This is a genomic window from Microvirga sp. VF16, from assembly GCF_016864375.1.
GTDB lineage: Bacteria > Pseudomonadota > Alphaproteobacteria > Rhizobiales > Beijerinckiaceae > Microvirga.
Map to the genome: position 1 here is coordinate 5,001,936 of NZ_CP069354.1, position 26,043 is coordinate 5,027,978.

The following is a 26,043-nucleotide window of genomic DNA, read 5'->3' on the forward strand; positions in this document are numbered from 1 at the left end:
AAAAGTCCGAGCCCAGCAATGCTCTGCAAGTTCTATAAAAGGGTCGGTTCCGTAGGGAGGGCAACTAAGTGGTGCATCCGGTAGGTAGAAGGGCACCTTCAATTTAACCCGGAGGTGATAGGATCCTGACATATGTGATGGATGAAAAAGACCCGTCACCCCCATTATGCTCGCCACCGCTACCCGGCTGAAGTGATCAGCCATGCCGTGTGGTTGTACTTTCGGTTTCCACGTAGCTTGCGCATGGTTGAGGAAATGCTGGCGGCCCGAGTCATTCTGGTCAGCCGTGAGACCATACGGCAGTGAGCACTGAGGTTCGGTCAGGGCTTCGCGAACCAGATCCATCGGCGTATTCCGGCTGCCGGAGACAAGTCGCACTTGGATGAGGTCGTCATCGGCATTGCCGGCCATAAGCATTGGTTATGGCAAGCCTTGGATCAGCACGGGACCGTGCTCGACATTCTGGTCCAGAGCCGCCGCAATGCAAAGGCCGCCAAACGCCTGTTGCGGAAGCCTCTCAAGAAGCAGGGCACCGCACCGCGCGTGCTAATCACAGACAAGCTGGCCAGCTATACCCTCGCGAAAAGGGCCGTGATGCCCAGCGTGGAGCATCGGTAGCATCGGGGTCTGAACAGTCGAGCAGAGAATTCTCATCAACCGACCCGCCGACGCGAACGCATCATGAAAAGATTTAAATCAGCCGGGCGGGCGCACGGTGCCATAGCCAGCGACGGCAAGACTGTGATATCCTTGCACAAAGCACGCCGTCGTTGGCAAAGAGCGCTCCTGCGCAGCCTGAGAACTGCACAGGTATTCAGTGTACAGCCGGAGCTGAAGTCCGGTCGCGGGTTTAACTGTTAAACAAGTAGCCGCGGATCATGGAACTTGCCGTCGCCCTTGGCCTGATCGTCCTCAAGGTCGCATTGCTGATTGCGGTCCTGCTGCTGCTGCCCCTGCCGTTGACCTGGCTGGAACGCAAGGTCGCCGGGCACATCCAGCAGCGGATAGGACCGATGCGCGTGGGGTGGCACGGGCTGCTGCAGCCGGTGGCTGACGGGATCAAGCTCCTAACCAAGGAGGACCATATCCCGGCCGAGGCCGATCGTTTCCTGTTCAAACTGGCCCCAATCCTGGCACTCGCTCCGCCCTTCGTAGTGTTCGTCGCAATCCCCTTCGGAGAAACCGTCTCTGTTCTCGGCGCCGAGATCACGCTCTATGTCTCCAACATGAATGTGGCGCTCCTTTTCGTTCTCGCGGTAATCGGGATCGAGGTCTATGGCGTCATCTTCGGCGGCTGGGCCGCAAACAGCAAATATGCGGTTCTGGGTAGTCTCAGGACCTGCGCGCAGATGATCAGTTACGAGATCCCGATGGGGTTCGCGGTCATCGGCGTGGTCATGCTGGCGCAATCCATGAGCCTGCTCGAGATCGTACGGGCGCAGGCCGATGTCTGGAACATCGTTTACCAACCGGTCGGGTTCTTCGTGTTCTTCGTCGCCGGGTTGGCCGAAGCGCAGCGCATTCCCTTCGACCTGGCGGAAGCGGAAGGTGATCTGGGGGCCGGATTCCATACTGAATACAGCGGTATCCGCTTCGCCTTCTTCATGGTCAGTGAATACGCCATCATGCTGCTGGTGTCGGTCCTGGCCGTGATCCTATTTTTCGGCGGCTGGAACGGCGTGCTGATCCCGTTGCCGCCACTCCTCTGGTTCCTGATCAAGGTCGCGGTCTTCATCTATGTATTTATGTGGTTCCGCTTCACTTTCCCGCGCTACCGCTACGATCAACTGATGGCGATCGGATGGAAAGTCTTGCTTCCATTGTCACTGGCGAACATAATTATAACAGGTGTTGCTTTCCTTTAGGGGCCGCAGCGGCCCGGTAGCGAGGCGGTTATGTCGCGCGCACTAGACAGGAGTGGAACATGGATCGGCTGGGCGTTCTTCGCCGATCTGGCGGACGCCCTGGCACTGACCTTCGGCTACATGTTCTCCAGATCCGTGACCATGCAGTATCCGGACAGGGAAAAATGGCTGCCCTATTCGCGTTACCGCGGGCACCACTTCCTGAAGCGCGACGAAGAGGGCGAGATCAAATGCGTCGCCTGCGAGCTCTGCGCGCGGATCTGCCCCTGCGACTGCATCGAAGTCGTCCCCTACGAGGACGATAAGGGCAACCGTCGCCCGGCAAAATTCGAGATCGACATGGCCCGGTGCCTATTCTGCGGACTATGCGAGGACGCCTGCCCGGCGGACGCGATCGCGCTTGGACAACAGTACGAGTTTTCGAGTTTTTCCTCGCATGACCTAGTGATCGGGCGTGACAATCTGCTCGACAAACCGGGCAAGGCAATGACCGGCGGCAGCGTGGTCGCCGCGCGCCTGAACACCGAACAGGAGGTGCTGGTCGAGGCGAGCGAGCTGCAGGGGTACAACTGGTGGCGAAATATCCGACGAACGTGAACGCGCGCCAGCCATCAAGCTGGGCCGTGCAGACAGGAGGCTCAGATGCTTGTCGTCGAAATCTTGCAGACCAAGGCTCCTGAAATCATCTCGGTCACTCCAGGTCAGACGATGGTGGAAGTCCTGCGGCTGTTTCGGGAAAACAACATCGGCTTCGTGGTCGTCAGCCGTCGGTCCGGGGAGTACTTGGGCACGCTGTCGGAGCGGGACTGTTGCAATGCGGTGGCTGAACACGGAACCGAGGCGCCCATGATGCGGGTCGCCGACATCATGAACCGCAGCTTGGCGATCTGTTCGGTACAGGATGGGCTGCCCATGGTGATGGCGATCATGACCAAGCGGCGCACGCGCCACGTGCTGGTCATGGACGACGACACCCTTGTCGGCGTGGTCAGCATCGGCGACGTGGTCAAGCATCGGCTCGACGAATTCCTGCGCAACGAGCAGGCGCTGCACGATTACATCGCCGGGGTCGGTTATCACTGACGCCGCCGACCCGGGGGTGCAGACGCAAGGTTCGCGCAGGCCGCTGGGAAACCCAGCAATGCCTCAGTCCAGATCCTCAGACTCCGCCCCTGGTCTGGCGCCGATGGCGAGCTCGAAGGTTACGCGCGCCTTGTGAACCTCCACCGGACATGGATATTCGCCCCGACGCATCAGGCTGTTGAGACGCAGAGCTCTGTAGTTTTCGGGAACAAACACGAGGCCTCTGGGAAAACGCTTGTTGACCTTGAGCTGCGCCGTCAGTTCGCCTCGGGCGGATCGCACGACCACCTGATCGCGATCCGAAAGGTCAAGCTGCGAGGCATCCCACGCGCTCATCTCAACATATGGGTCATCCGCGACCGTATTCAGGATCTCCGATCGTTCGGAAAGATATCCATTGTGGAACAGGCAGTTGCCGGTGACCAGCATGAGCCGGTCGTCTGCCTTTTGTGCCGGCGGAGGGGCGAAGAGTTCGCCGGCCGGTGGTGTCGGGGCTGCCTTCGTGAATGCTCCGTCGGCGCCAAGCCTGTCGCGTTCTAGTCCCTGATAGGCCGGAACCAGCCGTGCGATCTCGCGGAGGATCTCGCCGTGCGTCGATGGCTGCAACATCCTGCCGCGGAGCGCCGCGACGAAGTCGAAGATCGCCAGATTGCTCCGCGCATCGAAGACGGGTTCGCGGAACTTGCAGACCTTCTGGACCCGGCCCTCGTTGTTGGTGAACGTGCCGGATTCCTCGCCGAAACCCGCCGCGGGCAGAACGACTTCAGCCAAACCCACCGTATCCGTGAGGAACGTGTCCTGCACAATCAGGAGATCGGCAGCGCCAAGCGCCCGCTTGGCGAATTCCCGGTCGGGATAAGCCATCAGCGGATCGCTTCCGACGATATAGAGCGTGCCCATACGCCCTTCGTCACAGAGCTCCAGCAAGGCGTCGAAATCCGCGCCCGGTTCAGGCGGGATTTCGGCGCCCCAGGCCTGTTCGAGGTTTGTGCGTGCCACGTCGTCAGTGACCGAGCGCAATCCCGGCAATGCCGCCGGCAGAACCCCCATGTCCCAGGCGCCCATCTGATTGGCCCGGTCGAAGAGGAACTGCATTGCCGGGCCCTTGCCGAGCACGCGGAGAACCTGCAACAGATTGCTGAGCTGTTGCAGCGTCACGCGCGCTTCGGATGATCTGAGGAGATCGGCGCTGACAAGCATGGCGACGTTCCGGCCTTCCAGCAGGGCTGTGACCAGACTGTCCAGGCCATCACTGTTGGTATTCGCTGCTGACCCGCCGATGCCAGTCAAAACGTCTCCCAGCAAAGTCTGACCGGACGCCACCAGCCCGGCCACCACCGCGGCAAGACTCGCTGCCTCACCGCCCGGCGGAACGCGAACGACCGCCCGGGCATCGGCATCCAGGCGGGACGGCCGCGCCGAAATCATGAGCAAACTAGTCTGTCGCCGTCGCGCGCCATCCCGCAGCAGGTATTCGGTGACCGGGTTTTCGTCCGTCACGTTGCCGCCGACGATGAGCACGCAGTCGTTGCCAACCACCTCCTCCACCTGCGCGCGGGTGTAGAAGCTCGTCACCAATGGGCCGAGCGTGTCGAAATGTGTGGACCAACGCGACGAACAGTCGACGTTGTTGGTCCGGAACACCGTCCGCATCAGCTTCTGGAACTGATAAAGCATCTCGTTGGGCAGACGCGGCGAGGCCAGACCGCCTGCTGTCTTGCTTTCGACGGCGACCAGGCGCCGGCCCAGATAGTCTCCCGCTTCATCCCAGGAAACCGGAACCAGGGCGCCATCACGACGGATCATCGGCTGCTTGATCCGGTCCCGGCTTTCGACGAAGTCGAGACCGAAGCGCCCTCGCACACAGAGCGTTTCGCGGTTGACCCCATGCTCCCACTTCGACCGGACGCGCATGAACTCGCCCTTGCGCGTACCGACGGTCAGCTGGCAGCCGGTGCCGCAATGCACGCAGACCGTGTCGGTCTCAACCAGATCCCAAGGCCGCGCCTTGTAGCGATAAGGGAAGCTCATCAGCGCGCCGACCGGACAGACCTCGACGCAATTGCCGCACTGGTCGCAACTCGCGAGGCTGCCCTCGAAGCCGGTGACGGCAGTGTCCATGCCTTTTTCGACAGTGCCCAAGGCGACCGCGCCCACGACCTCTTCGCACATCCGGACGCAGCGCTGGCATTGGATGCAGCGGTTGACGTTCATGATGATGACCGGGCTGAGACGGATGTCCTCGGTGTGGAACACACGCTTGGCATCGTGGAACTGGCTTTTGCGGGGGCCGTATGCCATCACCATGTTCTGAAGCTCGCACTCACCACCCTTGTCGCAGATCGGGCAGTCGAGGGGGTGGTTGGCGAGCAGCATGTCGAGCATGGAAGAGCGCGTTTCCTCGATCAACGGCGTGTTGGTTCGCACCACCATGCCATCGGCGACCGCAGTGGCGCAGGAAGGCTGCAGCCGTCGCTGCCCCTCGATCTCCACCAAGCACATGCGACAGGAGGCCAGCGCCGGCAGACGCTTCAGATAGCAGAAGGTCGGGATGTCGATGCCCAGACGCTGAGCGGCCTGGAGAACCGTCGAGCCCGCCTCCACTTCCAGCATTTGTCCATTGATCGTGAGGCTAACCATGGCTTCCTCGTGGCCCTCTCCCTGCGCGCTCTTCAGTGAAACGGGCACCTCCGTTCCTCGATATGGGCGACGAATTCATGCCTGAAATGCATCAGCGCCGCCCGCAGTCCCATAGCCGCGCCGTCACCCAGAGCGCAGAACGTGTTGCCGAAAATGCCCTTGCAAAGCGCCTCCAGCTGTTCCAGATCGCCCGGCTCGCCCTGCCCCGCCTCAATCCGGCGCAGTACTTTCGCGGTCCAATTCAATCCTTCGCGGCAGGGGGTGCATTTGCCGCAGGACTCATGGTGGAAGAACTCGATGATCCGGGTCGCAACCTTAACCATGCAGGTCGTGTCGTCGATCACGATCACCCCGGCCGAGCCGAGCATCGAGCCGGCGGCGGCCAGTGAGTCGAAATCCATCCCGACGTCCAATCCGCGCTCCGGGAGCATCGGTGCCGACACTCCGCCGGGGATCACCGCCTTGATCTTGCGTCCCGGTGGCGGCCCACCGGCGCGGTCCTCGACCAATTCGCGCAGCGGTATGCCCATTGGCAGCTCGTAAAGGCCCGGTTTTCGCACGTGTCCGCTGACGCAATAGAGCTTCGGGCCCGGACTCTTCTCCGGGCCGATGCTGCGAAACCAATCTGGCCCCCGCGCCACGATATGCGGCACGCAGGCCATTGTCTCGACGTTGTTGATCACGGTGGGACTGGCGTAGAGTCCCTCGACCGCCGGGAACGGCGGTTTCAAACGCGGCTGCGCCCGCTTGCCCTCGAGCGAGTCGAGCATCGCGGTCTCTTCGCCGCAAATGTAGGCTCCGGCGCCGCAATGGATGTGCGCGACGAAGCTGAAATTTGAGCCGAGGATCCGCGTTCCCAGATACCCCTTCGCATGGGCCTCAGCGATCGCCTGCTCCAGCCGCCGGATCGCCAGCACGTATTCCCCGCGGATGTAGACATAGGCGGTTTCGGCCCCGATCGCGTAGGCGCCGATCGCCAGACCCTCGATCAGCTGGTGCGGGTCACGCTCCATGATGAGCCGATCCTTGAAGGTGCCCGGTTCGCCCTCGTCGGCGTTGCAGCACAGGTATTTCGGTTTGCGGGCTTGCTTCGGCACGAAGCTCCATTTTGCCCCGGTTGGGAATCCGGCCCCGCCGCGACCGCGCAAGTTGGATTTCTTAACCAGGTCGATGATCTCATCGGGCGTGTACTCGCGCAGCGCCTTCGCCAGCGCTTGATAGCCGCCGCCGGACTCGTAGGTCGCGAGAAGATGGCTATCTGGTACGTCCATGTTCCTGAGAAGAACCGGTTCGAACATGGCGTTACTCTCCCGGCGATCCTGCGGCGAGATCGACACCGGTCGCATGCTCCGCCGCCGCCCGCAGTCTGTCCAAGTGCGCGTTGATCCTCGCGATGTCGAGGTCACCGAGATAGTCGTCGCCGACCTGCATCACCGGGGCCATCTCGCAGGCGCCGAGGCATTCGACGGTCGAAAGCGTGAACAGTCCGTCCGGGGTTGTACCACCCTTCTTGATTCCCAGCACGGCTTCGAGGTGCCTCAACAGGTCCTCGGATCCGCGCAGCATGCAGGAGACGTTATCGCAGAGTTGCAGGTGGAATATCCCCACCGGCTCCGTATGGAAGAGGGTGTAGAAGGTCGCCAGCTCGTAGACCCAGATCCGCTCGACATCAAGGATGTCGGCGATCTCTTCCAACACCTGGCCGGGGAGATGGCCATGTTCCTTCTGCGCGATCAGAAGTGCGGGCATGATCGCCGAGCGCTGATCGGGATACCGCGCCGCTGCCGCCTCGATCTTTTCGCGCATGGTCATCGCGTCGAAATCCCCTGCTACTTGTCCACCTCGGCCATCACCGGATCGAGGCTGCCCAGCACGGCGATCATATCCGCCAGGTAGCGCGCATTGGTGACCCCAAACAGTGCCTGAAGGTTGACGAATGACGGCGCCCGCACTTTCATACGGAACGGTTTTGCCGAGCCGTCGCTGATGATGTAGAACCCGAGTTCTCCCTTTGGCGCCTCGATTGCCGAATAGACCTCGCCCTTTGGCACCTTGAAGCCGTAGGCAGACAGGTCGAAATGCTGAATGAGCGCCTCCATCGAGCAGTGCACCCTATTCTTGTCCATCGGGAAAGCGATTGTCGGCATGTCGACCTGGAACGGCCCTTCGGGCATCCGGTCGAGGCATTGTTCTATGATCCGGATGCTCTCGCGCATCTCCTCGACCCGGCATCGCCAGCGCGCGTAACAATCGCCCTCATCGCTGGTAATAACATTGAATTCGAGCTGGTCGTAAATCTCATAGGGCTCGTCGCGGCGGATGTCCCAGTTGACGCCTGAGGCCCGCAGGTTCGGGCCGCTCAGGCCGAGATCGATGCCGTCCTCGGCGGAGATCACGCCGACGCCCTGCGTGCGGCTCAGGAACACACGGTTGTTCTCGATCAGCCGTTCATAGTCGCGGATCCGGTTCGGGAAGACGTCGCAGAACTCCCTGATTTTGGGGAGGAACCCGTCGGGAAGGTCCTCGCGCACGCCGCCGACCCGGCAGAAGGAGGTGTGCATCCGCGCTCCGGTGATCATTTCCAACAGGTCCATGATCATTTCGCGCTCGCGCATGGCGTAAAGCAACGCGGTCATGGCGCCCAGATCCATCGGCAGTGCGCCGGTGATCAGGAGATGACCGGAGATCCGCGCCAGTTCGGCCATCAACACGCGGATATATTGGGCGCGGATCGGCGCTTCAATGCCCAGGAGCTTCTCTACCGCCAGCGCGAACGCCAAGTTGTTCGATGGCGGACAGACGTAGTCGAGCCGGTCCGTCAGAGGAAAGATCTGGGTATAGGTGAAGCTCTCCGCCAGTTTCTCAGTGCCACGGTGGAGATAGCCGATATGCGGGTCCACGCGCGCGACATATTCACCTTCCATCTCAAGGACAAGCCGCAACACCCCATGCGTGCTGGGATGCTGCGGGCCGAGATTGAGCAGCACCTCTTTGGTGTCGAGCGCTTCGCCTTCAGGACTTCTCAGTTCCGTGACTTCCGTCATCTCGAGTCCTCGGCATGGAATGGCCTCTTATGGAATGTCCCTGGTGGCGAGGTCGGGTTGCGTCGGCGGAGGGCCTTCAGCGCCAAACGGGTTCAACTCGTCCTTGTAGCCCCGGAGCGGAAAGTCCTTGCGCTGCGGGAAACCCTCGAACCCCTCCCACATGTAGATCCGGCGCAGGTCGGGATGACCCTCGAATCTGATCCCGTACATGTCCCAAGCCTCGCGCTCATGCCAGTTGGCGGTGCGCCAGACGCCCATCACCGACGGAATCTGCGGCGGATCGCCGAGGCGACACTTGATCCGGACGCGCCATTTGTTCGGCAGCGAATACAGATGGTATACCACCTCGAAGCGTGGCGTCTCAGGATAATGATCGACCCCGCAGATGTCGGACAGGAAGTTGAACCGTAAGGCCGGATGTTCCTTCAGGAACCGGCAAAGCTCGACGATCGCTCCAGGCGAGGCAGCGAAGGCATGCACGCCATGGGCGAAGCCAAGATCCTCGATTGCTCCTCCGAAACACTCCATGATCGGGGCGCGATTGAGGGGCGTCTCCATGCTCATGGCACTGAAATCCGACCCAGGGGCGCCCCAGCCAGCGCCCGGGATTTTTTGATCTTTTCCTGAAGCAGAAGGAAGCCATGCATCAGGGCCTCGGGCCGCGGCGGGCAACCAGGCACATGCACGTCCACCGGCACGAACGTCTCGGCCCCCTGCACCACCGCATAGGTGTTGTAGACTCCGCCCGAGATCGCGCAGGTGCCCATCGCGATCACCCAGCGCGGCTCCGGCATCTGATCATAGAGCCGGCGCACGACTGGCGCGAATTTCCGCGTCACCGTGCCGGCAATGATCATCACGTCGGACTGGCGCGGCGAAGGCCGAAATACCACGCCGAAACGGTCGAGATCGTAGCGGGCGCAGCCCGCCGAAATCATCTCGATGGCACAGCAGGCAATGCCGAAAGTCTCGGGCCACAGTGCCGACCGTCGGCTCCAACTGATGACGCTGTCGGCCGTGGTGAACAGCACGCTGTCGCGGATCGCGTTGTTCACGCTTCCCATTCCAGCGCCCCCTTCAGCCAAGCGTAGGCGAAGCCCACAAGAAGAAGCACCATAAAGACGAACATCTCGATATAGCCGACCAACCCGATTTCTTTCAGAACGACGGCCCAGGGAAAGAGGAACATTGCTTCGACATCGAAGACGACCAACAGGATCGCGAGGATGAAGAACTGCACCCTGAAGCGCCCCCCGGCGGCCTCGCCTGCCGGATCCATGCCGCATTCATAGGGCATGTTCTTCGCCGGATAGGGATTGGACGGCCGCAGCAGCGAGGAGACAAAGAGCGTCGCAACTGCCACCAGAACAATTCCGGCGGTCATGATAAGAACCGGCAGGAATTCCATCCCAGTCATATCGCATCATCCGGTTATCCACCGAGGACTTTGCTCAGGCCGTAACCGACCCTATTCGGGCCTGGCGCAGGTCCCCGGCAAGCGGATTGGGCATTCCTTTCTTGCACTGCAAGAGTATTCCGTCTGTCGAATCAATGCAAATCCAATCGATCAGCCGCCAAACGCGGAATGTTGGGCAAGCCTCAGAAACCACGCTGGAAACAGGCCGATCCCAATGGTGCCCGCGGCCGTGAGGGCAAGTGTGGCGCGGACCGAGGGCGTCAGCGCCGGGTCGAATGAGCCCTCCGGCTCACGCATGTAGATCACCATGACGATGCGGATGTAGAAATAGGCGGCGACGACGCTCAAAAGCACTGCGATTACGGCGAGCAGGATGAAACCCCGCTCGACGAGCGCGACCAGCACGTAGAACTTGGCGAAGAACCCGGCCGTCGGCGGAATGCCCGCCAGAGAGAACAGATAAAGCAGCATCAGAAGTGCCAATCCGCGATGCGACCTAGCTAAACCGGCGTAGTCCTCGATGGCCTCGCCCGAGGAATCGCCGTTCCGCATCATGATGACGGTGCCGAAGATGCCGAGATTCATGAACGTGTAGATCAGCAGATAAAGCATCACGCCGGCGACCCCCTCAGCGCCGCCGGCCACCACCCCGAACATCGCAAAGCCGGCATGGGCGATGCTGGAATAGGCCAAGAGGCGCTTGAAATTGTCCTGCACAAGCGCCACGAAACTCCCGAGCGCCATCGTCACCACCGCAATGATCGCGATGATGATCCAAACGTCCGAGGCTGCGACTAGCGGGTTGAGGAATACTCGCAGGATCACCGCGAACCCGGCTGCCTTGGGGCCTACCGACATGAAGGCGGTGATGGTCGTCGGCGCGCCTTCATAGACGTCCGGCACCCACATATGGAACGGCACCGCGCCAACCTTGAACGCCAGCCCCGCAACGATGAAGACCACCGCCAGCAGTAATCCGGGATCGAGCGGCTTGCTGGTCACCGCCGCAGCCATCCCGTCCAGCTGCGTCGTGCCGGTGAGCCCATAGACCAGCGAAGCGCCGTAGAGGAAAAGCCCCGTCGAGACCCCACCGAGGATCACGTATTTCAAAGCCGCTTCGTTCGACCGTCGTTGCCGCCGCAGGAATCCGGTCAGCACATAAGTGCAGAGTGCCATCAGTTCGAGGCCCACATAGATCGACAGGAGGTCTGTCGCCGAGGCCATGATCATCATTCCCGAAAGCGCGAAGAGCAGCAGGACATAGTATTCGCTGCTCCCGATCTCTTCGATCTCGACATATTTTCGCGAAAGAAGGAATGTCAGACCCGTTGCCAAGTAGAACACGATCTTGAAGAAGGCTGAAAAGCGATCGGCAATGAACATGTCCATGTATGCCGGCCTCACCTCGCCCGCCAACATGAGTGTTCCCAAGGCGGCGATCAGCACGATCGCGACGGAAGCCCAGATGAGGAACTGTTCCTGCCCTTTTGGCACGATCTGTCCCAGGATCAGCAGGACACAGGCCCCGACGACCACCACGATCTCGGGCAGGCTCGCGAGAATCGACTGCAACAGCGCGGCAGCGGTCATTGGCGACTCCCCTTACCGTGCACTTGCACCAACAGATGCTTCATCGAGGCGTCGATGATGTCGAGAAATGGTTTTGGATAGAGCCCGACCCAGAGCACGAGGACGGCTAGCGGCAGGATCGCTGCCAATTCGCGGGTGTTCACGTCTCGGATCTCGAACCGCCCGGCGACGCTGGCGGGACCGAGCGCGACTTTCCCGTACATGCCAAGCAGATAGGCCGCGCCTAGCAATGCCCCCAGAACGGCGACCGCACCAATGGCCAGGTTGGCCGCAAACCCGCCTGACAGCACCAGCAACTCGCTCACGAACGAGTTCGTTCCCGGCAGCGCCATTGAGGACAAGATGAACAGCGCAAGAAATGTCGTGTAAACCGGCGCCACCTTCATCAGCCCGCCATAGTCGGCGATGCTGCGCGTATGGGTCCGCTCGTAGATCAGACCCACGAACAGGAACAACGCGCCTGTGGTTACGCCGTGATTGAACATTTGCAGGATGCCGCCCTCGAGCCCGCGTAGGTTCAGGGCGAAAATCCCCAGGGTCACAAAGCCCATGTGGCTGATGCTGGAATAGGCCACCAGCTTCTTCAGATCATCCTGCGCCAGGGCAAGCAGCCCGCCGTAAACGATGGCAAGCGCGGAAAGGGCCAGCATCAGCGGCGAATAATGCACCGACGCTTCCGGCAGCATCGGCAGCGAGAACCGCAGGAACCCGTAGGCGCCCATCTTCAGGAGCACGGCGGCGAGGATGATGCTGCCTGCCGTCGGCGCCTGCACATGAGCGTCCGGCAACCATGTATGGACCGGAACCATCGGCACTTTGACCGCGAAGGCGATCAGGAAGGCGAAGAACAGCCAAGATTGGACCTCGAACGGCAAATCCTGCGCGGTCAAGGCGAGGATGTCGAAGGTCGCGCCGCCGTGGAAATAGAGCACGATGATACCGACCAGGAACAGGACGCTGCCCGCCAGGGTGTACAGGAAGAACTTGAACGCCGCATAGACACGGCCGTTGCCGCCCCAGACGCCGATGATCACGTACATCGGGATCAGCATCGCCTCCCAGAAGACGTAGAAGAGGAACAGGTCGAGCGCGCAGAACACCCCAAGCATCAGCGTCTGCATGACCAGCAGGCTGATCATGAACTCCTTCACCTTGCGGTCGATCGCCACCCATGAGGCGAGTACACAGATCCAGCCTAACAGTGCGGTCAGGAATACGAAGAGCGCGCTGATTCCGTCGACGCCAAGTGCGTAGGTGATCCCGAGCGCAGGCACCCATGGGCGCGTCTCGGTGAACTGCATCTCGTGAGTGGTGATGTCGAAGCCGGCCAGCATCGCGATGGCGAGGGCGAAGTCGAGGACGGTGACGCCAAACGCCGTCCATCGCACCGCATCGTCATTGCGGAGAAACATCAGAATTGCGCCCCCGATGGCGGGCATGAACACGATGAAGCTGAGCAGCGGGAACTCCATCGCCCCCCCTAACGCCACATCACAGCGAATACGGCGGTCGCCGCGATCACGCCGACGATCATCGCCAGCGCATATTGGGTCACGACGCCGGTCTGGAGATGCCGCAGCGCCTCGCCAGTGCTCAGGATCGCCCGAGCGACACCATTCACGACGGCGTCCACCTTGCTGTGATCGATCCGCAGCCCGGTCCGCGCCGCTCCGTGCAGAAAGGGCAGTACCGTGGTCTCTGACACGTCGCTCACCGCCTTCTCGTAGCGTGCCAGCGGGTTCTCGGCGAGCCACAGGAAGCGTCGCGCACCCTTGCGATAGAACCAGTCGGTGTCGATGCTGATCGTGTTCTCAGGATCGAGCGCCTTGAGGAACAGCACGAACCCCAATGCGGTGAACATCAGCAGGCCGAGGCTCTCGGTGATATGGACGGTGGTGTAGGGTTCGAAGTCGACCGGATGGGGTAGAAGCGCATAGAGCGGCTGGGGGAACACTCCGATCGCGATGCAGAGCACCGCCGCCATGCTCATCGCAATCAGCATGTTGCGGGGAGGTTCTCGCGCCTCCAGCTTCCGGTCCGTGCCGAAGAACATGTAGTATGGGAGCTTGAGCCCAGTGTGCAGGAAGGTCCCGGACGATGCCATCGTCAGCGCGAGCACGACCAGCGCGCGGTGATCCTGTCCGGCGGCGGCTATCACCATGGATTTGGTGACGAAGCCCGAGAAGAACGGAAATGCCGAGATCGCAAAGGCGCCGACCATATAGAGCGCCACAGTCAGCGGCATGGTCCTATAGAGCCCACCAAGCTCGGTGAGCTTGCGACGCCCGGTGACGTAGATCACCGCCCCCGCACCCATGAAGAGGAGCGCCTTGTAGAGAATATGCGCGAAGGCATGACTGGCGGCTCCGTTCACCGCCATCTCGGTGCCGATGCCGATTCCGGCCACCATGTAGCCCACTTGGCTGACGATATGATAGGCTAGGAGCCTCCGGCAATCGTTCTCCAGCACCGCGTAGACGACGCCGTAAAGCGCCATCACCGTGCCGAGCCAGACCAGAAGTTCGGTCCCCGGGAACGCCCGTGCCAGCACATAGACAGCCGTCTTGGTCGTGAAGGCGCTCATGAACACCGCCCCGGTGACGGTCGCCTCCGGATAGGCGTCGGTCAGCCAGGCATTGAGCGGCGGCACAGCAGCATTGAGCATGAATCCGGCAAGGATCAGGTAGACCCCGACGTCCATCCCACTCTCGATCGGGCCGAAGCGAAGCGAGCCGACAGTAAGCCCATGGGCAATAATACCGCCGAGCAAGGCGAGCCCGCCGGTGATATGGACCATGAGATACCGGAACCCAGCGCGGATCGCCTGCCGACTACGCTGGGCGAAGACCAGATAGGCAGAGGCGAACGCCATAACTTCCCAGAACAGAAACAGGGTCAGATAGTCGCCAGCGAAGACGACGCCGAGCGCGCTGCCGACGTAGACGAACGCCGCCACATGCTGGCCGGCACACGTCAGGTGTAGCGCATAGACCATGCCGATTAGCGACATGATGGTGAAAACGGTGGCGAAGACGATGCTCAGGTTGTCGACCTTCGCAATCAGGATGTCCTGTCCGATGAACCGCGCTGCGCCATAGTCGCCCGGCTGCATCGTGAGCACGGCGAGGATTGCCAACGCCGGTATCAGCAGCAGATAGATCTTGCGGATCAATCCCCTCAGGAAGGGGATCGGCAGGGCGCCAAGAACAAGCAGCAGCGTGGGATGGACGAAGTCAGTCATAATAGTCCTCGCGCCGCATCAGCCCGCCCTGATGGCCGAGGAACTTGGAAATGAAGATCAACAGCACGCAGGAGGCGAAGCCGTAAACGGCCGACCAGCCCGGCAGGCGGTCCCAAAAGTATTCGCCGTGTTCGCGGGGGACCAAAAAGTCTGAAACGACGATCAGAACGAGTGTCAGGTAGAACAGGCGACGCCGTATCTTCGCATATTTCCCGTCACCGAAGAAATCAACGACGCGCTTGATCATCTGACCACCTCCTCCGCCAAGGAAAGAAAATAGGCGGGGAAGATGCCCATCGACACCGACAGGATGGCGGTCGCGACCAGCGGGATCGTCACCAACGGTATTTCACGGACCGCCGCAGGGCTCTCCACTGCCTCTGTCTCGAAAAAGGCGAGATAACTGACAGGCAGGAAATAGGCGGCATTCAGGACCGAGCTTGCCAAGAGAACGATCAGGAACGCGACTTCCCCCGCCTCCACCGAACCCAGCGCCAGATACCACTTGCTGACGAAGCCCGCTGTCGGCGGTATCCCGATCATGCTGAGCGAGGCGATGAAGAAAGCCCCCATCGTCCAGGGCAGTCTGCGGCCGATGCCGGCCATGTCGCTGATATTCCGCTTGCCGGACGCGCAATAGATTGACCCGGCGCAGAAAAAGAGAGTGATCTTGGAGAACGCGTGCGCCGCGATGTGAATGATCCCGCCGATCATCGCAGCCGGCGACAGCAGAACCGCACCCAGCACGATGTAGGAGAGTTGGCTGACCGTCGAATAGGCGAGCCGCGCCTTCAGGTCGTCCCGCGTCAGAGCGTATACGGACGCCATCAGGATAGTGAAGGAGACCAGATACGCTGTTGCGATGCCGAGACCTAACCCATCCATCAGCCCTGTGCCGAAGACATGGAACACCACCCGCAGCACACAGAACACGCCCATCTTGACCACGGCCACCGCATGCAGGAGTGCGCTCACCGGTGTCGGTGCCACCATCGCGGCGGGCAGCCAAGCGTGCATAGGCATCACTGCTGCCTTGGCGAAGCCGAAGAGATAGCAGAAATAGATGACCGTCAGCAGCCCGGCCGAGGCATCGACCCCTGCCAGCAGTCCTCCCGCCACAAAGTCGAGCGACCCCGCAATATGGTAGGTCAGCGCCAGCGCGGCGAGAAGCACGCTTTTCGACGCGCCCATCAAGTAGACGAGGTACTTGCGTCCGCCCGCCCATCCCTCGCCGTCCTCGTGGTGATAGACGAGCGGATAGGTAACGAGGCTGAGCACTTCGTAGAAGATCACCAGCGTGAAGAGATTGGCTGCGAAGGCGCCCCCGACGGCTGCCGCGATGCTCGCGGCGAAGCAGGCGAAGAACCGGGTCTGCGCGTGCTCATTCAAATGCCGCATGTAGCCGATGGAATAGATCGACGCCGCAACCCACAGCAGCGACGAGACTGTGGCAAACACCATGCCGAGCGCGTCGACTCGGAACGCGAAGTCGATCCCCGGCAGAATCTCGAACAGACGCAAATCGACCGTGCCGCCCGCTAGCACGGTGGGCGCCATTGAGGCGACAGTTGCGAACATGGCAGACGCCGCTAGCGGCGAGACGACATCGCGAAATTTCTCACGCTTGTTCAGAAGGAGAACTGCCAGTGCCGCCAGAGCTGCGATCGCGACGGCAAGCAGCGGCCGGGTCGATACCACCGGGTTCAAGCCGCTATCCTTTCATGATGGTCATATCGTCGACCTTGAGAGTGGCCTTGTTCCTCACGAGGGCGACCAGGATGCCGAGGGCAACGGCAACTTCCGCCGCGGTGATTGCGATGACGAAGATCGTGAAGATCTGTCCGCGGAAGTCGTCATGGAAGTGCCCGAACGCGATGAAATTGATGTTGACCGAGTTGAGCAGCAGCTCCAGAGACATCAGAACGACTAGGATGTTGCGCCTGAGCAGCACCCCCGACGCCCCAATCACGAACAGGACCACCCCGAGCACGATATACCACCAGAGCGGCACCATCACTTCGGCTCCTTCCGCGCCAGCACAATGGCGCCGACCAGAGCCGCCAGTAGGATGACGGAGGCGGCTTCAAACGGCAGGAGGTAGTCGGCGAAAAGCGTCACGCTAAGCTGTCTGATCTCACCACCGATGTGCATAGAGACGGGCTCCGTGACCGAAAATCTGTCGCTCCAGAGCACCAGCACAAGCATTTCGACCCCGAGCAGGACGAGCAACACCAGAGCCGGCAAGTTGCTACCCGGCAAGAACCGCTGCAACACCGCTTCCCGCACATCGGTCATCATAATCACGAACAAGAACAGGACCATGATTGCGCCGACATAGACGAAGATCTGGATGACAGCGAGCAACGGCGCCTCGAGCAAGACGAAGATTGCCGAGATCTGCAGGAAACACGCCATCAACGCCAATGCGCTGTGAACCGGATTCCGCGCCAGAACCATGATCAGGGCCGTGATCACGGACGCCGCAGCGAATAGAAAAAAGAAACCCTGATCCATCGACGCCCACCCTCCGATGCGAACTATCACTCGGCGGCGACACGGCCGGATTTGAGATAACTGCGCACTTCAGATGCGACGATGAATTGTGCCCTAATCTCGGATTTTTCTCAAGATTATCGTGATTTGGCGCTGCATCGGCCGTTTCATTGGCGGCTTTGTCGAAGCCTGATGCGGCCGTGGGAACGTCGTTCTGGCGGCTCGGCGAGAGATCATGGATGACCGAACCCTAGGCTGACAGGTTCGGCTGAGGTAGTCCGCAAGCGGCTTTTTGCCGTTCGGCTTGGGCGAACCGCCGAGCAGGGTGCTCTGCCCGCCGCATGAGTTCTTCACAAACACCTGATCCTTTCTCGTCACTGCTGCGGATTTGCGGCAAAGCCAGCTGGGGAGTGTGAGGTTTCGTGGGGCAGGCGATCGGCACGTTGGGATATGCATAGGGGGTAAACCAAGGTCGCCGCTCGTTGTTCGTTCGGGGCGAACCTCTCCCCGGTAAGCAGCGACATGGGCCGCCCCACACTTCCTCTCCCCTCTAGGAGGCATTCCGGGTGTCGTCGATAATCCACGCCCCATAACCGACGACACGATCCCGGGTCCCGGCGGTGTCGCCGGAGTTCGCCAGCGCTAGGCGCTGCAGTCCAAGATCGCGGCAGTCCGCTTCTATGATCAGGCCCGCAATGGCGAGATACCCGCAGGCATTGTTCGGTCCAAGGCTGGCCCAGTCGCCCCGCTCGATCTGAGCCGCCGTAACTGCATCGAGTTGCCGGGCCGTCTCATAATCATGAAAGTGCGACAGGTCCGAGCTGACCACGACCAGCGTCTCCGGGCCACCCCACAGCCGGTCGAGCACGCCGGAGACCTCCTCCGGAGCGGCGTCACCTACCAGCAGCGGGACCAACTCGAAGGACCTGAGGACCGATTGGAGGAATGGCAGTTCGACTTCAAGGGCATGCTCAGGCGCGTGCGGAGCGTCAGCCCGCAGCATGGGCGTGAAGTCTGCAAGTATGGTGGCGGCATCCTGCGCGACGGGCACACGCCCCAGCGGTGTCTCGAAAGCGTCCACCGTCGGCATGGCGAGGCCGCGAAACGGCACGTAATGCCCAGGCCCGATCAGCACCACCCGCGTGATCGTGTCGGCATGGGGTTGCAGCGAGGCGAAGGCAGTGGCAGCCACCTCGCCGGAGTAGATGTATCCGGCATGAGGGACTATGATGGCTTTGGGAGCCGCCACGGGGGCAATCCTCACCCCGGCCAAGAGCGCGTCGACAGTCGTGCGAAGCTGGTGCGGGCTGCGAGGATAGAACCGGCCCGCGACCGCAGCCCGCCTGACCTGCTGTTGATCTTGTCCGGATGCCACTGGATGCTGCTCCGCAGGCGACTCTCAACCTCATTACCAGAGATAGGTGAGGTCGGCATGGATCAACAGATCTCCCCAGGCAACCCGGGCCGCTACTGGCACCTGCTGGAGGACGGGCGCATCCAGTGCGATGTGTGTCCGCGCCTGTGCAAGCTGCATGAGGGCCAGCGAGGCTTGTGCTTCGTGCGCGCCAGGCAAGGCGATCAGATCGTGCTCACCACCTATGGCCGGTCGTCGGGCTTCTGCATCGATCCCATCGAGAAGAAGCCGCTCAACCACTTTCTGCCCGGCACACCGGTGCTGTCCTTTGGCACTGCGGGCTGCAATCTCACCTGCAAATTCTGCCAGAACTGGGACATCTCGAAAGCCCGCGAGTTCGACCGTCTTCAGGACCGCGCCTCGTCCGAGGCGATTGCCGAGGCCGCGGTCGCAAGCGGCTGCCGGTCGGTGGCGTTCACCTACAACGATCCGGTGATCTTTCTGGAGTATGCCGTCGACGTGGCTCAGGCCTGCCGCGAGCGCGGCATCAAATCGGTTGCGGTGAGCGCGGGCTACATCTGCGATGAGCCACGGGTCGAGTTCTTCCGGCACATGGATGCGGCCAACATCGATCTCAAAGGCTTCACGGAGGAGTTCTACAAGACCCTGTGCTCGGCCCGGCTGGGACCGGTGCTCGATACGCTGGAGTACCTCAAGCATGAGACCGACATCTGGTTCGAGATCACGACGCTTCTGATCCCCGGCGAAAACGACTCCCCTACTGAGATCGAAGCCTTGAGCCGCTGGGTGCTGGAGCACTTGGGTCCTGACGTGCCGTTGCACTTCACCGCCTTCCATCCCGACTGGAAGATGCTGGACACCCCGGCCACCCCGCCCGAGATCTTGAGGATGGCCCGCCGGATCGCCCAGGAAGTGGGGCTGCGCTATGTCTTCACCGGCAACACCCACGATGCGGAAGGCCAGAGCACCTATTGCCATGCGTGTCAGGCAGTGCTGATCGGACGGGACTGGTACCAACTCACCGCCTGGAACCTCACCGTCGATGGGCGTTGTGGCAGTTGCGGCACCCCCTGCCCTGGTGTGTTCGAGGCAGCCCCGGGCACGTGGGGGCCGAGACGGCGCTCGGTGGTGCTTCAGGCCGCGGCGGGAAGCGATTACTCCGCTTTTTGATCGGCTGAGATCGGCGCAGGAGCCCACAGCATGAAAAACGTGCGCAAGCTCTACAGCAGTCCGAACGGCGACACCTGATCGGCGAGGCATCCGGACACTGAGATGGTTCACGCCTGAGTTCCTGGCGTTGAAGCGGCTTGATCAACCCCCGAGCCGTTGCCCGGATCCGGTCCGGCGTCTCGTCCTGAGCTGTAATGGATAGCATGTGCCCCCTTCCTGAGAGGATCTTCAGCCCCATCCAATCGACCTTGTCTCGCGAAGTTATACCATGGCTCCTGTGATCGAAAAATTCCTTTGCCTGTACCAAAGTGACCGGTCACCCGGATATCAAGAGCCGGGTAGTTTGCTACCGTTCCGGGAATGGTCGTCAATCAGTAGAGCACCGAGGGGAAGTAACAGCCCTTCGGCTCTTGGTAGGTGCCTATCGTCATCAGGTTCATCGGTTTGATCACGCTCATTCCTTGATGCAGGCACCAGCGGAATAGGTTCGCCTGCCGCGTTGGCAGGAGCAGGGAGAGCGGCTCAGCGCTCATGGCTCCGGCGCCAGCCAGGAGCGCTCTCATGTCCAATTCGGTTTCGGCAACACCGTGGTTCATCAGCCAGAATGTCGCCGCCGAGAGATAGCCCGTGATGCGGCCCTCCCGCTCGACCACGAAGGGCGTGAACACCTGCAGTGCTTCTTGGAGTTCATGACTGCGCCCGATGTCATGGACGGCCGTGCAGAGTTCTGCACAGGCGTCGACATCCCCAGGGATCATCGGCCGGACCGCGAAACCCAGATCTGGCCCGCTGCGCGGCGTGCCGCGCATGAGCACAAGCGGCTCCCGGACGTCGAACCCGAGCGAGGCGTAGAGCGCAAGCGAGCGGGTGTTGAAGGCGTCCTGGACGAGGCGCACCCCCAAGGCGTCGCGGGCCCGCTCCAGGACGGCTTCCATAAGCTTGCGCCCAACCCCGCTGCCCTGCATGGCCGGGTCGACAGTGATCGGCCCGATGCCACGGATCGGATCCCCTTCGGCCATAAAGACGCTGCCGACCACCCGACTGTCCAACTCGGCCACTACCCCGTATATGGTTGGGGCCGCGATAAAGGTTGAGGCAAGCTGCGTTCCCGCCTCCACCGACGGGAAATCCCACGGGAAGCCATGCTGATCCGCAATCGCCTTGAAGGCCTCGAAGATGATGCACCCGCAGGCTTCCACATCAGTAGGCGTGGCGGGGCGGAGTTCTGGGGTCATGACCGCTTCCCTCCCTCGCAGTCACGCAGTCGAATGAGCATCGGCGACCGCACTGCGTCGCCGCTCAGACTCTCGCAGATGCATCCATCAGGCAAATGAGATTGCGAACCAGATCGTGGCGAAAGCAATACAGCTGACGATGGCAGCCCACTCTGACACCTTCAGTCGGCCCGATCCTGACGTTGATGAATTGTTCGCACCCATAGTATCCCCCTCGATTGGTTCTTCCACGTTGCTGCCAAGGACATCCAAGGCGTTCAATGGCACCTGCTTCAAGGTACGGCGGGATGCTCGGTCTGGATGTGCTGGGTGACACATCCGTGGCCAAGCTCGCACCCGCCGTGTGGAGGCTGCCGGTGACGAGGGCAGGTACCCGGCCCTGCAAGAACGCGCCACGGCAACCGTGGCACTCACCGCCGCGTTTTACTTATGGACTTGCTATAGGAGTGAGATCATGGCCAACGAAAAGCCCATCACGGTTCATCCCGACAAGCCGAAGCTCAATCCCGGCGACCAAGCCGAACTTGGCACGCCAGGAGCCGGTGAGAATGTCTGCCGGGAATGCCAGGGCACCGGCAAGCTCGGGGAGAAAGACTGCCCGATCTGCGGTGGCACCGGCGTAGTCATCGAGGAAATCGGCGGCGCATAGGACTCCAGTCACCTGGCATGAAGAGCCCCAGGCCGGACGCAGTCCCCTCACAGCCACGGTCCGACGAGCAAGACCAAAGCGTTCCTGCCGATGTCCCTGGCTCTCGCCGCCTAATGGTTCGAAGGCCCTGTTAGCTTGTGCTCTACGGGACGACCTCAGGCGATCGCGAGGCGAGCTTGACCCAAACCCCGCCGCCAGGACGGAGCGTGATGGAGGGCTTCGGCTGAACCGGCCGAGCTGTCTGCCATGTCAGCCGAAATTGTTGGGCCACTGTTGCGAGGATCAGCACCGCCTCCATCATGGCAAACCGATTACCGATGCAGATGCGGGGCCCACCGCCGAATGGCATGTAAGCAAAGCGCGGCAGTTCCTTTGCCAGATTGCTCGCCCAGCGTTCGGGTTGGAATGCTTGTGGGTTGTCAAACCAGCGCGGATCCCGATGCATCACCCACGGGCTGACATAGACTGTAGTGCCCGCCGGCACGCGATACCCCGCAATCTCACAGTCTGCCAGCACCTCGCGGCCAATGGCATAGGCGGGTGGGTACAGGCGCAAGGCCTCGCTCACAACCTGTTCAGTGAAGCGAAGGCGAGGCAAATCATCGACGGTCGGTGATCGCCCTCCCAGGACCGTATGCACTTCCTCTGCAAGTTGCGCGTCCACCGCAGGGTGCAATCCGAGAAGATACCAGCTCCAGGAGAGGGTCAGGGCCGTGGTCTCATGCCCGGCGAGGAGCATGGTGATGACCTCGTCCCGGATCTGGCGCTTACCCATCGGCTGGCCTGCCTCATCGCGGGCCAGCATCAACTGGGACAGCAGGTCGCCACGATCCTCAGCCTTGCCCCCTCGCTCAGCGACAATCCTGGCGACCAACCGATCCAGGCGCTGTACGCCGCGCCGATAGCGGAGATTGCCTGGAAGTGGAAGAGCATCGGGAAGCCAGAACGGGCGCCGGAACCGGGTTGCGATCTGCTCCATCACCTCGTCGATCGCCCGGCTGACGTCAGTCACGTCCTGGCTCGTCTCCGCATCGAACAGGGTCTTGGCGGCGATCTGCAGGGTAAGCGCCATAGCCTCCTGGTGCACATCGAGAACCTGTCCCGGCTGCCAGTGCTGGAGCATGGACTCGGTGGCTTGCACCATGGTGCCACTGTAGCGGTTCACTCGGGACCCAGCAAAAGCCGGTGCTGCCAGACGCCTCTGCTGGTGCCAGAACTTGCCCTCACTGGTGAGCAGCCCGTGACCGAAGATGGCCTCGACATGGCGCCAGAAGAAGCGGTGCTTGATGAAGTTCTGGTGGTTCTTGACCAGGACGTATTCAACCAGGTCAGGATGATTAAGGAGTATGGCCGGCCAAGCGGCTAACCGAAAGCTGACGATGTCACCGTATTGGCGCGCACATTGCGTGAAGAACCCCAGAACATCGCGTCCGAGGTCGGGCAAATTCCCGAGGAACGGCAGCCCCTTCGGACCAGGAGCGCGGCGCGGTGGTGGTGAACCGTGTGAGACATGCGTGAGCATGGCTCCTCCGCAACGTCTAAGCCCGAGAGGATGAATGATCTGCTACCCCTGTCAACCTGACCGACACTCATGACTCCAAGGCATCAGCGATGAGATGGGAGTGCCCCTTGGATGTGATCCAAACGGGCAACTCTGGCTCACCCACGCCCTTAAGCTCGGCTGTTTAAGAGCCCGCATTTCGCTCTTAACGTGCCTCCCCCCGGAGAGCATGAGGTTTTGTGGGGCAGCCTGTGAGGGCCCTCCGAGAGGCAGGCGATCAAGCCCGATCAGCGGCAGTGCAATAAGAGCCAAGCCTGCGGGAGATAATGCTGCACCACACTTCCTTATACTCTCCTCGTTTTAGGAACTTGGCGCTCTCAATGAGTGGCGCACAGGCACTTGGCATGAACTCGGGCGATCTCAGGAGGCCTCAGAACTCTTCCTTGCGGTCGGACGTTCCTGAACCAGAGGTGCGGCCTGAGGAGAGAGTATGGCTTGGTCGATCCCCATCGGGGCCGTGAAGGGCACGATCATTCGCGTCCACTTCACCTTTCTTCTCTTCCTCGTCTGGATTGCGGTGACGCACTACGCTCAGGGTGGACGCGATGCGGCCGTCCAGGGCGTCATCTTCATCGTTCTTCTGTTCCTCTGCGTGCTGCTGCACGAGTTCGGCCATGTCCTGGCTGCCAGACGCTACGGCGTGCAGACACCGGACATCACCCTTCTGCCCATTGGTGGCGTGGCTCGGCTCGAGCGTATCCCCGAGGAGCCGTCTCAGGAGTTAATCATCGCCCTGGCTGGACCGGCCGTGAACCTCATGATCGCGGCCGTCCTGTACCTAGCGCTCGGTGGGTTTCTGCCGCGGGAGAGCATGGAGCTCCAGAATCCGGGAGTGAGCCTGCTGGCCCGCTTGGTCTCGGTGAACATCTTCCTGGCAATCTTCAACCTCATCCCCGCGTTTCCGATGGATGGCGGGCGCGTGCTCCGAGCGATCTTGGCTTATCGCATGGGCTACAGCCGCGGCACACAGATTGCCGCTACAGTCGGACAGGTCCTGGCGTTTGGACTTGCCCTGCTCGGCCTCATAGGCAACCCGCTTCTGATCTTCATCGCGATCTTTGTCTATCTGGGGGCGGCCTCGGAAGCTCATGCAGTCCAGATGCGCCAGGTCTCCCGTGGGCTGCTGGTCTCAGATGCGATGATCACCCGGTTTGAGATCCTGACCCCCAGCAGCCGTGTCGAGGACGCGGTGCAGTATCTAATCCAGACCACTCAACACGAATTCCCTGTTGTTGATGGTGCGGGACATCTGCGAGGCGTGCTCACGCGCGACGACATGATCCGCGCGTTGCGCGAACGAGGTCCGGACGCGCCGGCGGTGGAGGTCATGCGCTCCGACGTTCCTGTCATTCATCATCGTCTGCCGCTCGATGATGCCTTGCGCCTCATGCAGGATGGTCGCTTACCTGCCATCGGAGTGGTCAACAGCGAGGCACACCTTGTGGGTCTGGTCACACCGGAAAACGTTGCCGAGATGATGATGATCCTTGCGGCAAACCCAAAACGCTTCGTGCGAATGCCTTGGCAACGGATCTCCTCCAGTTAACTCGGCGTAGATTCCCGATCATCCTAGAATGATAAATCCCGTCTTGCCTGCTGATGGGGTCAGAGCATGGTGTGCCGGGAGACCAGCAAGCAATAGGTGGTGCAAGTCCATCGCAATGAAGGAGTAGCGATCCACATTGGCCCCGAGACATGCGCGGACGCTCCGTCGCGTCAGACCTTGACCCCTTCCGCCCAGGCGATGCCATGCCAAAGCGCGGCGTCCGGTCGCCTGTGCCATGTGGCAAGCGCATCCAAGACTGCTTGGACGGTCTCGCGCGGAGTGCCGGTTTCGGCAATCGCATCGGTGGCCCCCTCGATAATCTTGGCTAAGTTGCTGACATAACCCTCGAAGTCCGGCTGCCCGGAGCAGCCGCCAAAGAATATCCAGGTGTTGCGACGGGGCTGCACGCCAGCCTGGTGCAGAAGCTGCACCAGGCGCCGGCCAACAATGGGATCGTTGCCATGGCGGTCGTACGTTCGCTGGTATGCCTGCCAGACCGGGGCCAGCCCCGGCGGCTCCGGCCAGAGCCGCATCACGTCGTAGTCGTCATCCGCCAGGATGATCCGCCCGCCTGGGCGCACGGCCCGAGCCATGGTTCGCACGATGAACAAGGGATTGTGAACGTGTTCGAGCAGAAAGCGGGCATGTGCCAGGTCGAAGCGCCCCCACTCACTATTGGTCAGGGGGGCGATTTCTGCGCTCCCCTGCCGCATATCGATGAGATGGGTTTCGCCATCCGCATCCGCCTGTCTCATCGCTTCGAGGATCTGCTCATTGCTGCGTTCTATCCCCACGACCGGGACACCTGTTATTTTCGCCATCGCGCGTGAGAACTGTCCAAGCCCAGCGCCGAAATCAACGATGCGCTCTCCGGGTTCGAGTGCGGCTTGTGCGAGAAACCGCTCGTTGAGGAGGCGGTTCATCGCAGTTAGCCGCTGCTGTTCTTCGGGGCTGGTTCCGTGGATGTAGTGAGACGAGGACATGCAGCGCCCCCCGGATGATCTAGCGACTCCTCAAGCCGGCCGCTTGCGGGAACAGCTTGATTCCCCGCCTGCATGAAGTCACCATGATGACGGGACAGGATACCACCAATGCCTTCCGGCGGCGACTTGTTGGACGGGCGATCTCTAGGTC

The 26,043-nt window shown here is 61.4% G+C and carries 24 protein-coding genes and 1 pseudogene; 7 read left to right on the plus strand and 18 right to left on the minus strand.

What is annotated here, in order from left to right:
* The first annotated feature begins 141 nt into the window (after positions 1-141).
* The 4 genes and pseudogenes from JO965_RS23580 (at position 142) to JO965_RS23595 (ending at position 2,948) form a co-directional block, all read left to right on the plus strand.
* Positions 142-861, plus strand: a pseudogene (locus JO965_RS23580) (IS6 family transposase).
* Positions 862-878: 17 nt separating this feature from the next.
* A complete protein-coding gene (gene nuoH, locus JO965_RS23585; RefSeq protein ID WP_203441371.1) occupies positions 879-1,865 on the plus strand; it encodes an NADH-quinone oxidoreductase subunit NuoH in 987 nt (328 codons plus the stop codon).
* A gap of 30 nt (positions 1,866-1,895) precedes the next feature.
* Complete coding sequence (locus JO965_RS23590) at positions 1,896-2,462, plus strand: NADH-quinone oxidoreductase subunit I (protein ID WP_203441372.1); 567 nt, start codon at positions 1,896-1,898, stop codon at positions 2,460-2,462.
* Between the two features lie 45 nt (positions 2,463-2,507).
* Positions 2,508-2,948, plus strand: a complete 441-nt coding sequence (locus JO965_RS23595; RefSeq protein ID WP_203441373.1) for a CBS domain-containing protein — start codon at positions 2,508-2,510, stop codon at positions 2,946-2,948.
* A gap of 63 nt (positions 2,949-3,011) precedes the next feature.
* Here the strand turns inward: JO965_RS23595 and nuoG are convergent, their stop codons facing one another.
* From nuoG to amrB, 15 genes are all read right to left on the minus strand, one after another.
* Positions 3,012-5,588 (minus strand): NADH-quinone oxidoreductase subunit NuoG, encoded by a 2,577-nt coding sequence (nuoG, locus tag JO965_RS23600; protein WP_203441374.1) that lies wholly within the window; start codon positions 5,586-5,588, stop codon positions 3,012-3,014.
* A 32-nt stretch (positions 5,589-5,620) separates the two neighbouring features.
* Positions 5,621-6,886 (minus strand): NADH-quinone oxidoreductase subunit NuoF, encoded by a 1,266-nt coding sequence (gene nuoF / locus JO965_RS23605; protein ID WP_203441375.1) that lies wholly within the window; start codon positions 6,884-6,886, stop codon positions 5,621-5,623.
* Positions 6,887-6,890: 4 nt separating this feature from the next.
* Positions 6,891-7,400 carry an NADH-quinone oxidoreductase subunit NuoE gene (gene nuoE, locus JO965_RS23610; RefSeq protein WP_203441376.1) on the minus strand — a complete coding sequence of 170 codons (510 nt, stop codon included), beginning with the start codon at positions 7,398-7,400 and terminating at the stop codon, positions 6,891-6,893.
* Between the two features lie 17 nt (positions 7,401-7,417).
* The gene (nuoD, locus tag JO965_RS23615; RefSeq protein WP_203441377.1) at positions 7,418-8,632 is read right to left on the minus strand and encodes an NADH dehydrogenase (quinone) subunit D; all 1,215 of its coding nucleotides are present in this window, start codon (positions 8,630-8,632) and stop codon (positions 7,418-7,420) included.
* 27 nt (positions 8,633-8,659) lie between these two features.
* Entirely contained in the window at positions 8,660-9,196 is a 537-nt protein-coding gene (locus JO965_RS23620) for an NADH-quinone oxidoreductase subunit C (protein WP_203441378.1), read from the minus strand.
* Positions 9,193-9,696 (minus strand): NADH-quinone oxidoreductase subunit B family protein, encoded by a 504-nt coding sequence (locus tag JO965_RS23625; protein ID WP_203441379.1) that lies wholly within the window; start codon positions 9,694-9,696, stop codon positions 9,193-9,195. Before JO965_RS23625 ends, JO965_RS23620 begins: the two co-directional genes overlap by 4 nt.
* Positions 9,684-10,049 carry an NADH-quinone oxidoreductase subunit A gene (locus tag JO965_RS23630; protein WP_203441380.1) on the minus strand — a complete coding sequence of 122 codons (366 nt, stop codon included), beginning with the start codon at positions 10,047-10,049 and terminating at the stop codon, positions 9,684-9,686. Before JO965_RS23630 ends, JO965_RS23625 begins: the two co-directional genes overlap by 13 nt.
* A 150-nt stretch (positions 10,050-10,199) precedes the next feature.
* Positions 10,200-11,639 (minus strand): NADH-quinone oxidoreductase subunit N, encoded by a 1,440-nt coding sequence (locus JO965_RS23635; protein ID WP_203441381.1) that lies wholly within the window; start codon positions 11,637-11,639, stop codon positions 10,200-10,202.
* A complete protein-coding gene (locus JO965_RS23640; RefSeq protein WP_203441382.1) occupies positions 11,636-13,111 on the minus strand; it encodes an NADH-quinone oxidoreductase subunit M in 1,476 nt (491 codons plus the stop codon). The genes JO965_RS23635 and JO965_RS23640 overlap by 4 nt, the downstream gene beginning before the upstream one ends.
* 8 nt (positions 13,112-13,119) lie before the next feature.
* Entirely contained in the window at positions 13,120-14,880 is a 1,761-nt protein-coding gene (locus JO965_RS23645; RefSeq protein ID WP_203441383.1) for a Na(+)/H(+) antiporter subunit D, read from the minus strand.
* Entirely contained in the window at positions 14,873-15,127 is a 255-nt protein-coding gene (locus JO965_RS23650) for a hypothetical protein (RefSeq protein ID WP_203441384.1), read from the minus strand. Before JO965_RS23650 ends, JO965_RS23645 begins: the two co-directional genes overlap by 8 nt.
* Positions 15,124-16,587 (minus strand): monovalent cation/H+ antiporter subunit D family protein, encoded by a 1,464-nt coding sequence (locus JO965_RS23655; RefSeq protein ID WP_203441385.1) that lies wholly within the window; start codon positions 16,585-16,587, stop codon positions 15,124-15,126. Before JO965_RS23655 ends, JO965_RS23650 begins: the two co-directional genes overlap by 4 nt.
* A gap of 4 nt (positions 16,588-16,591) precedes the next feature.
* Positions 16,592-16,894: an NADH-quinone oxidoreductase subunit NuoK gene (gene nuoK / locus JO965_RS23660; protein WP_203441386.1), complete on the minus strand. Its 303-nt coding sequence runs from the start codon at positions 16,892-16,894 to the stop codon at positions 16,592-16,594.
* On the minus strand, positions 16,894-17,394 hold the full coding sequence (locus JO965_RS23665; protein ID WP_203441387.1) for an NADH-quinone oxidoreductase subunit J: 501 nt from the start codon (positions 17,392-17,394) through the stop codon (positions 16,894-16,896). Before JO965_RS23665 ends, nuoK begins: the two co-directional genes overlap by 1 nt.
* Before the next feature lie 529 nt (positions 17,395-17,923).
* Positions 17,924-18,748, minus strand: a complete 825-nt coding sequence (amrB, locus tag JO965_RS23670) for an AmmeMemoRadiSam system protein B (RefSeq protein WP_203441388.1) — start codon at positions 18,746-18,748, stop codon at positions 17,924-17,926.
* A gap of 57 nt (positions 18,749-18,805) precedes the next feature.
* On the opposite strand from amrB, the gene amrS reads away from it, so the two are divergent.
* Positions 18,806-19,918, plus strand: coding sequence for an AmmeMemoRadiSam system radical SAM enzyme (amrS, locus tag JO965_RS23675; RefSeq protein WP_203441389.1), 1,113 nt, complete (start codon positions 18,806-18,808; stop codon positions 19,916-19,918).
* Between the two features lie 371 nt (positions 19,919-20,289).
* Here amrS and JO965_RS23680 read toward each other — a convergent pair whose 3' ends face one another.
* Positions 20,290-21,153 carry a GNAT family N-acetyltransferase gene (locus JO965_RS23680; protein ID WP_203441390.1) on the minus strand — a complete coding sequence of 288 codons (864 nt, stop codon included), beginning with the start codon at positions 21,151-21,153 and terminating at the stop codon, positions 20,290-20,292.
* Between the two features lie 454 nt (positions 21,154-21,607).
* Here JO965_RS23680 and JO965_RS23685 point away from each other — a divergent pair, with 454 nt between their 5' ends.
* Positions 21,608-21,802 carry a hypothetical protein gene (locus tag JO965_RS23685; RefSeq protein ID WP_203441391.1) on the plus strand — a complete coding sequence of 65 codons (195 nt, stop codon included), beginning with the start codon at positions 21,608-21,610 and terminating at the stop codon, positions 21,800-21,802.
* A gap of 142 nt (positions 21,803-21,944) precedes the next feature.
* Here the strand turns inward: JO965_RS23685 and JO965_RS23690 are convergent, their stop codons facing one another.
* Positions 21,945-23,324: a cytochrome P450 gene (locus tag JO965_RS23690; protein ID WP_203441392.1), complete on the minus strand. Its 1,380-nt coding sequence runs from the start codon at positions 23,322-23,324 to the stop codon at positions 21,945-21,947.
* A gap of 469 nt (positions 23,325-23,793) precedes the next feature.
* Between JO965_RS23690 and JO965_RS23695 the strand changes: the two genes are divergently transcribed.
* Positions 23,794-24,909, plus strand: coding sequence for a site-2 protease family protein (locus JO965_RS23695; protein ID WP_203441393.1), 1,116 nt, complete (start codon positions 23,794-23,796; stop codon positions 24,907-24,909).
* Between the two features lie 170 nt (positions 24,910-25,079).
* Here the strand turns inward: JO965_RS23695 and JO965_RS23700 are convergent, their stop codons facing one another.
* Positions 25,080-25,892: a bifunctional 2-polyprenyl-6-hydroxyphenol methylase/3-demethylubiquinol 3-O-methyltransferase UbiG gene (locus JO965_RS23700; protein WP_203441394.1), complete on the minus strand. Its 813-nt coding sequence runs from the start codon at positions 25,890-25,892 to the stop codon at positions 25,080-25,082.
* Between the last annotated feature and the right edge of the window lie 151 nt (positions 25,893-26,043).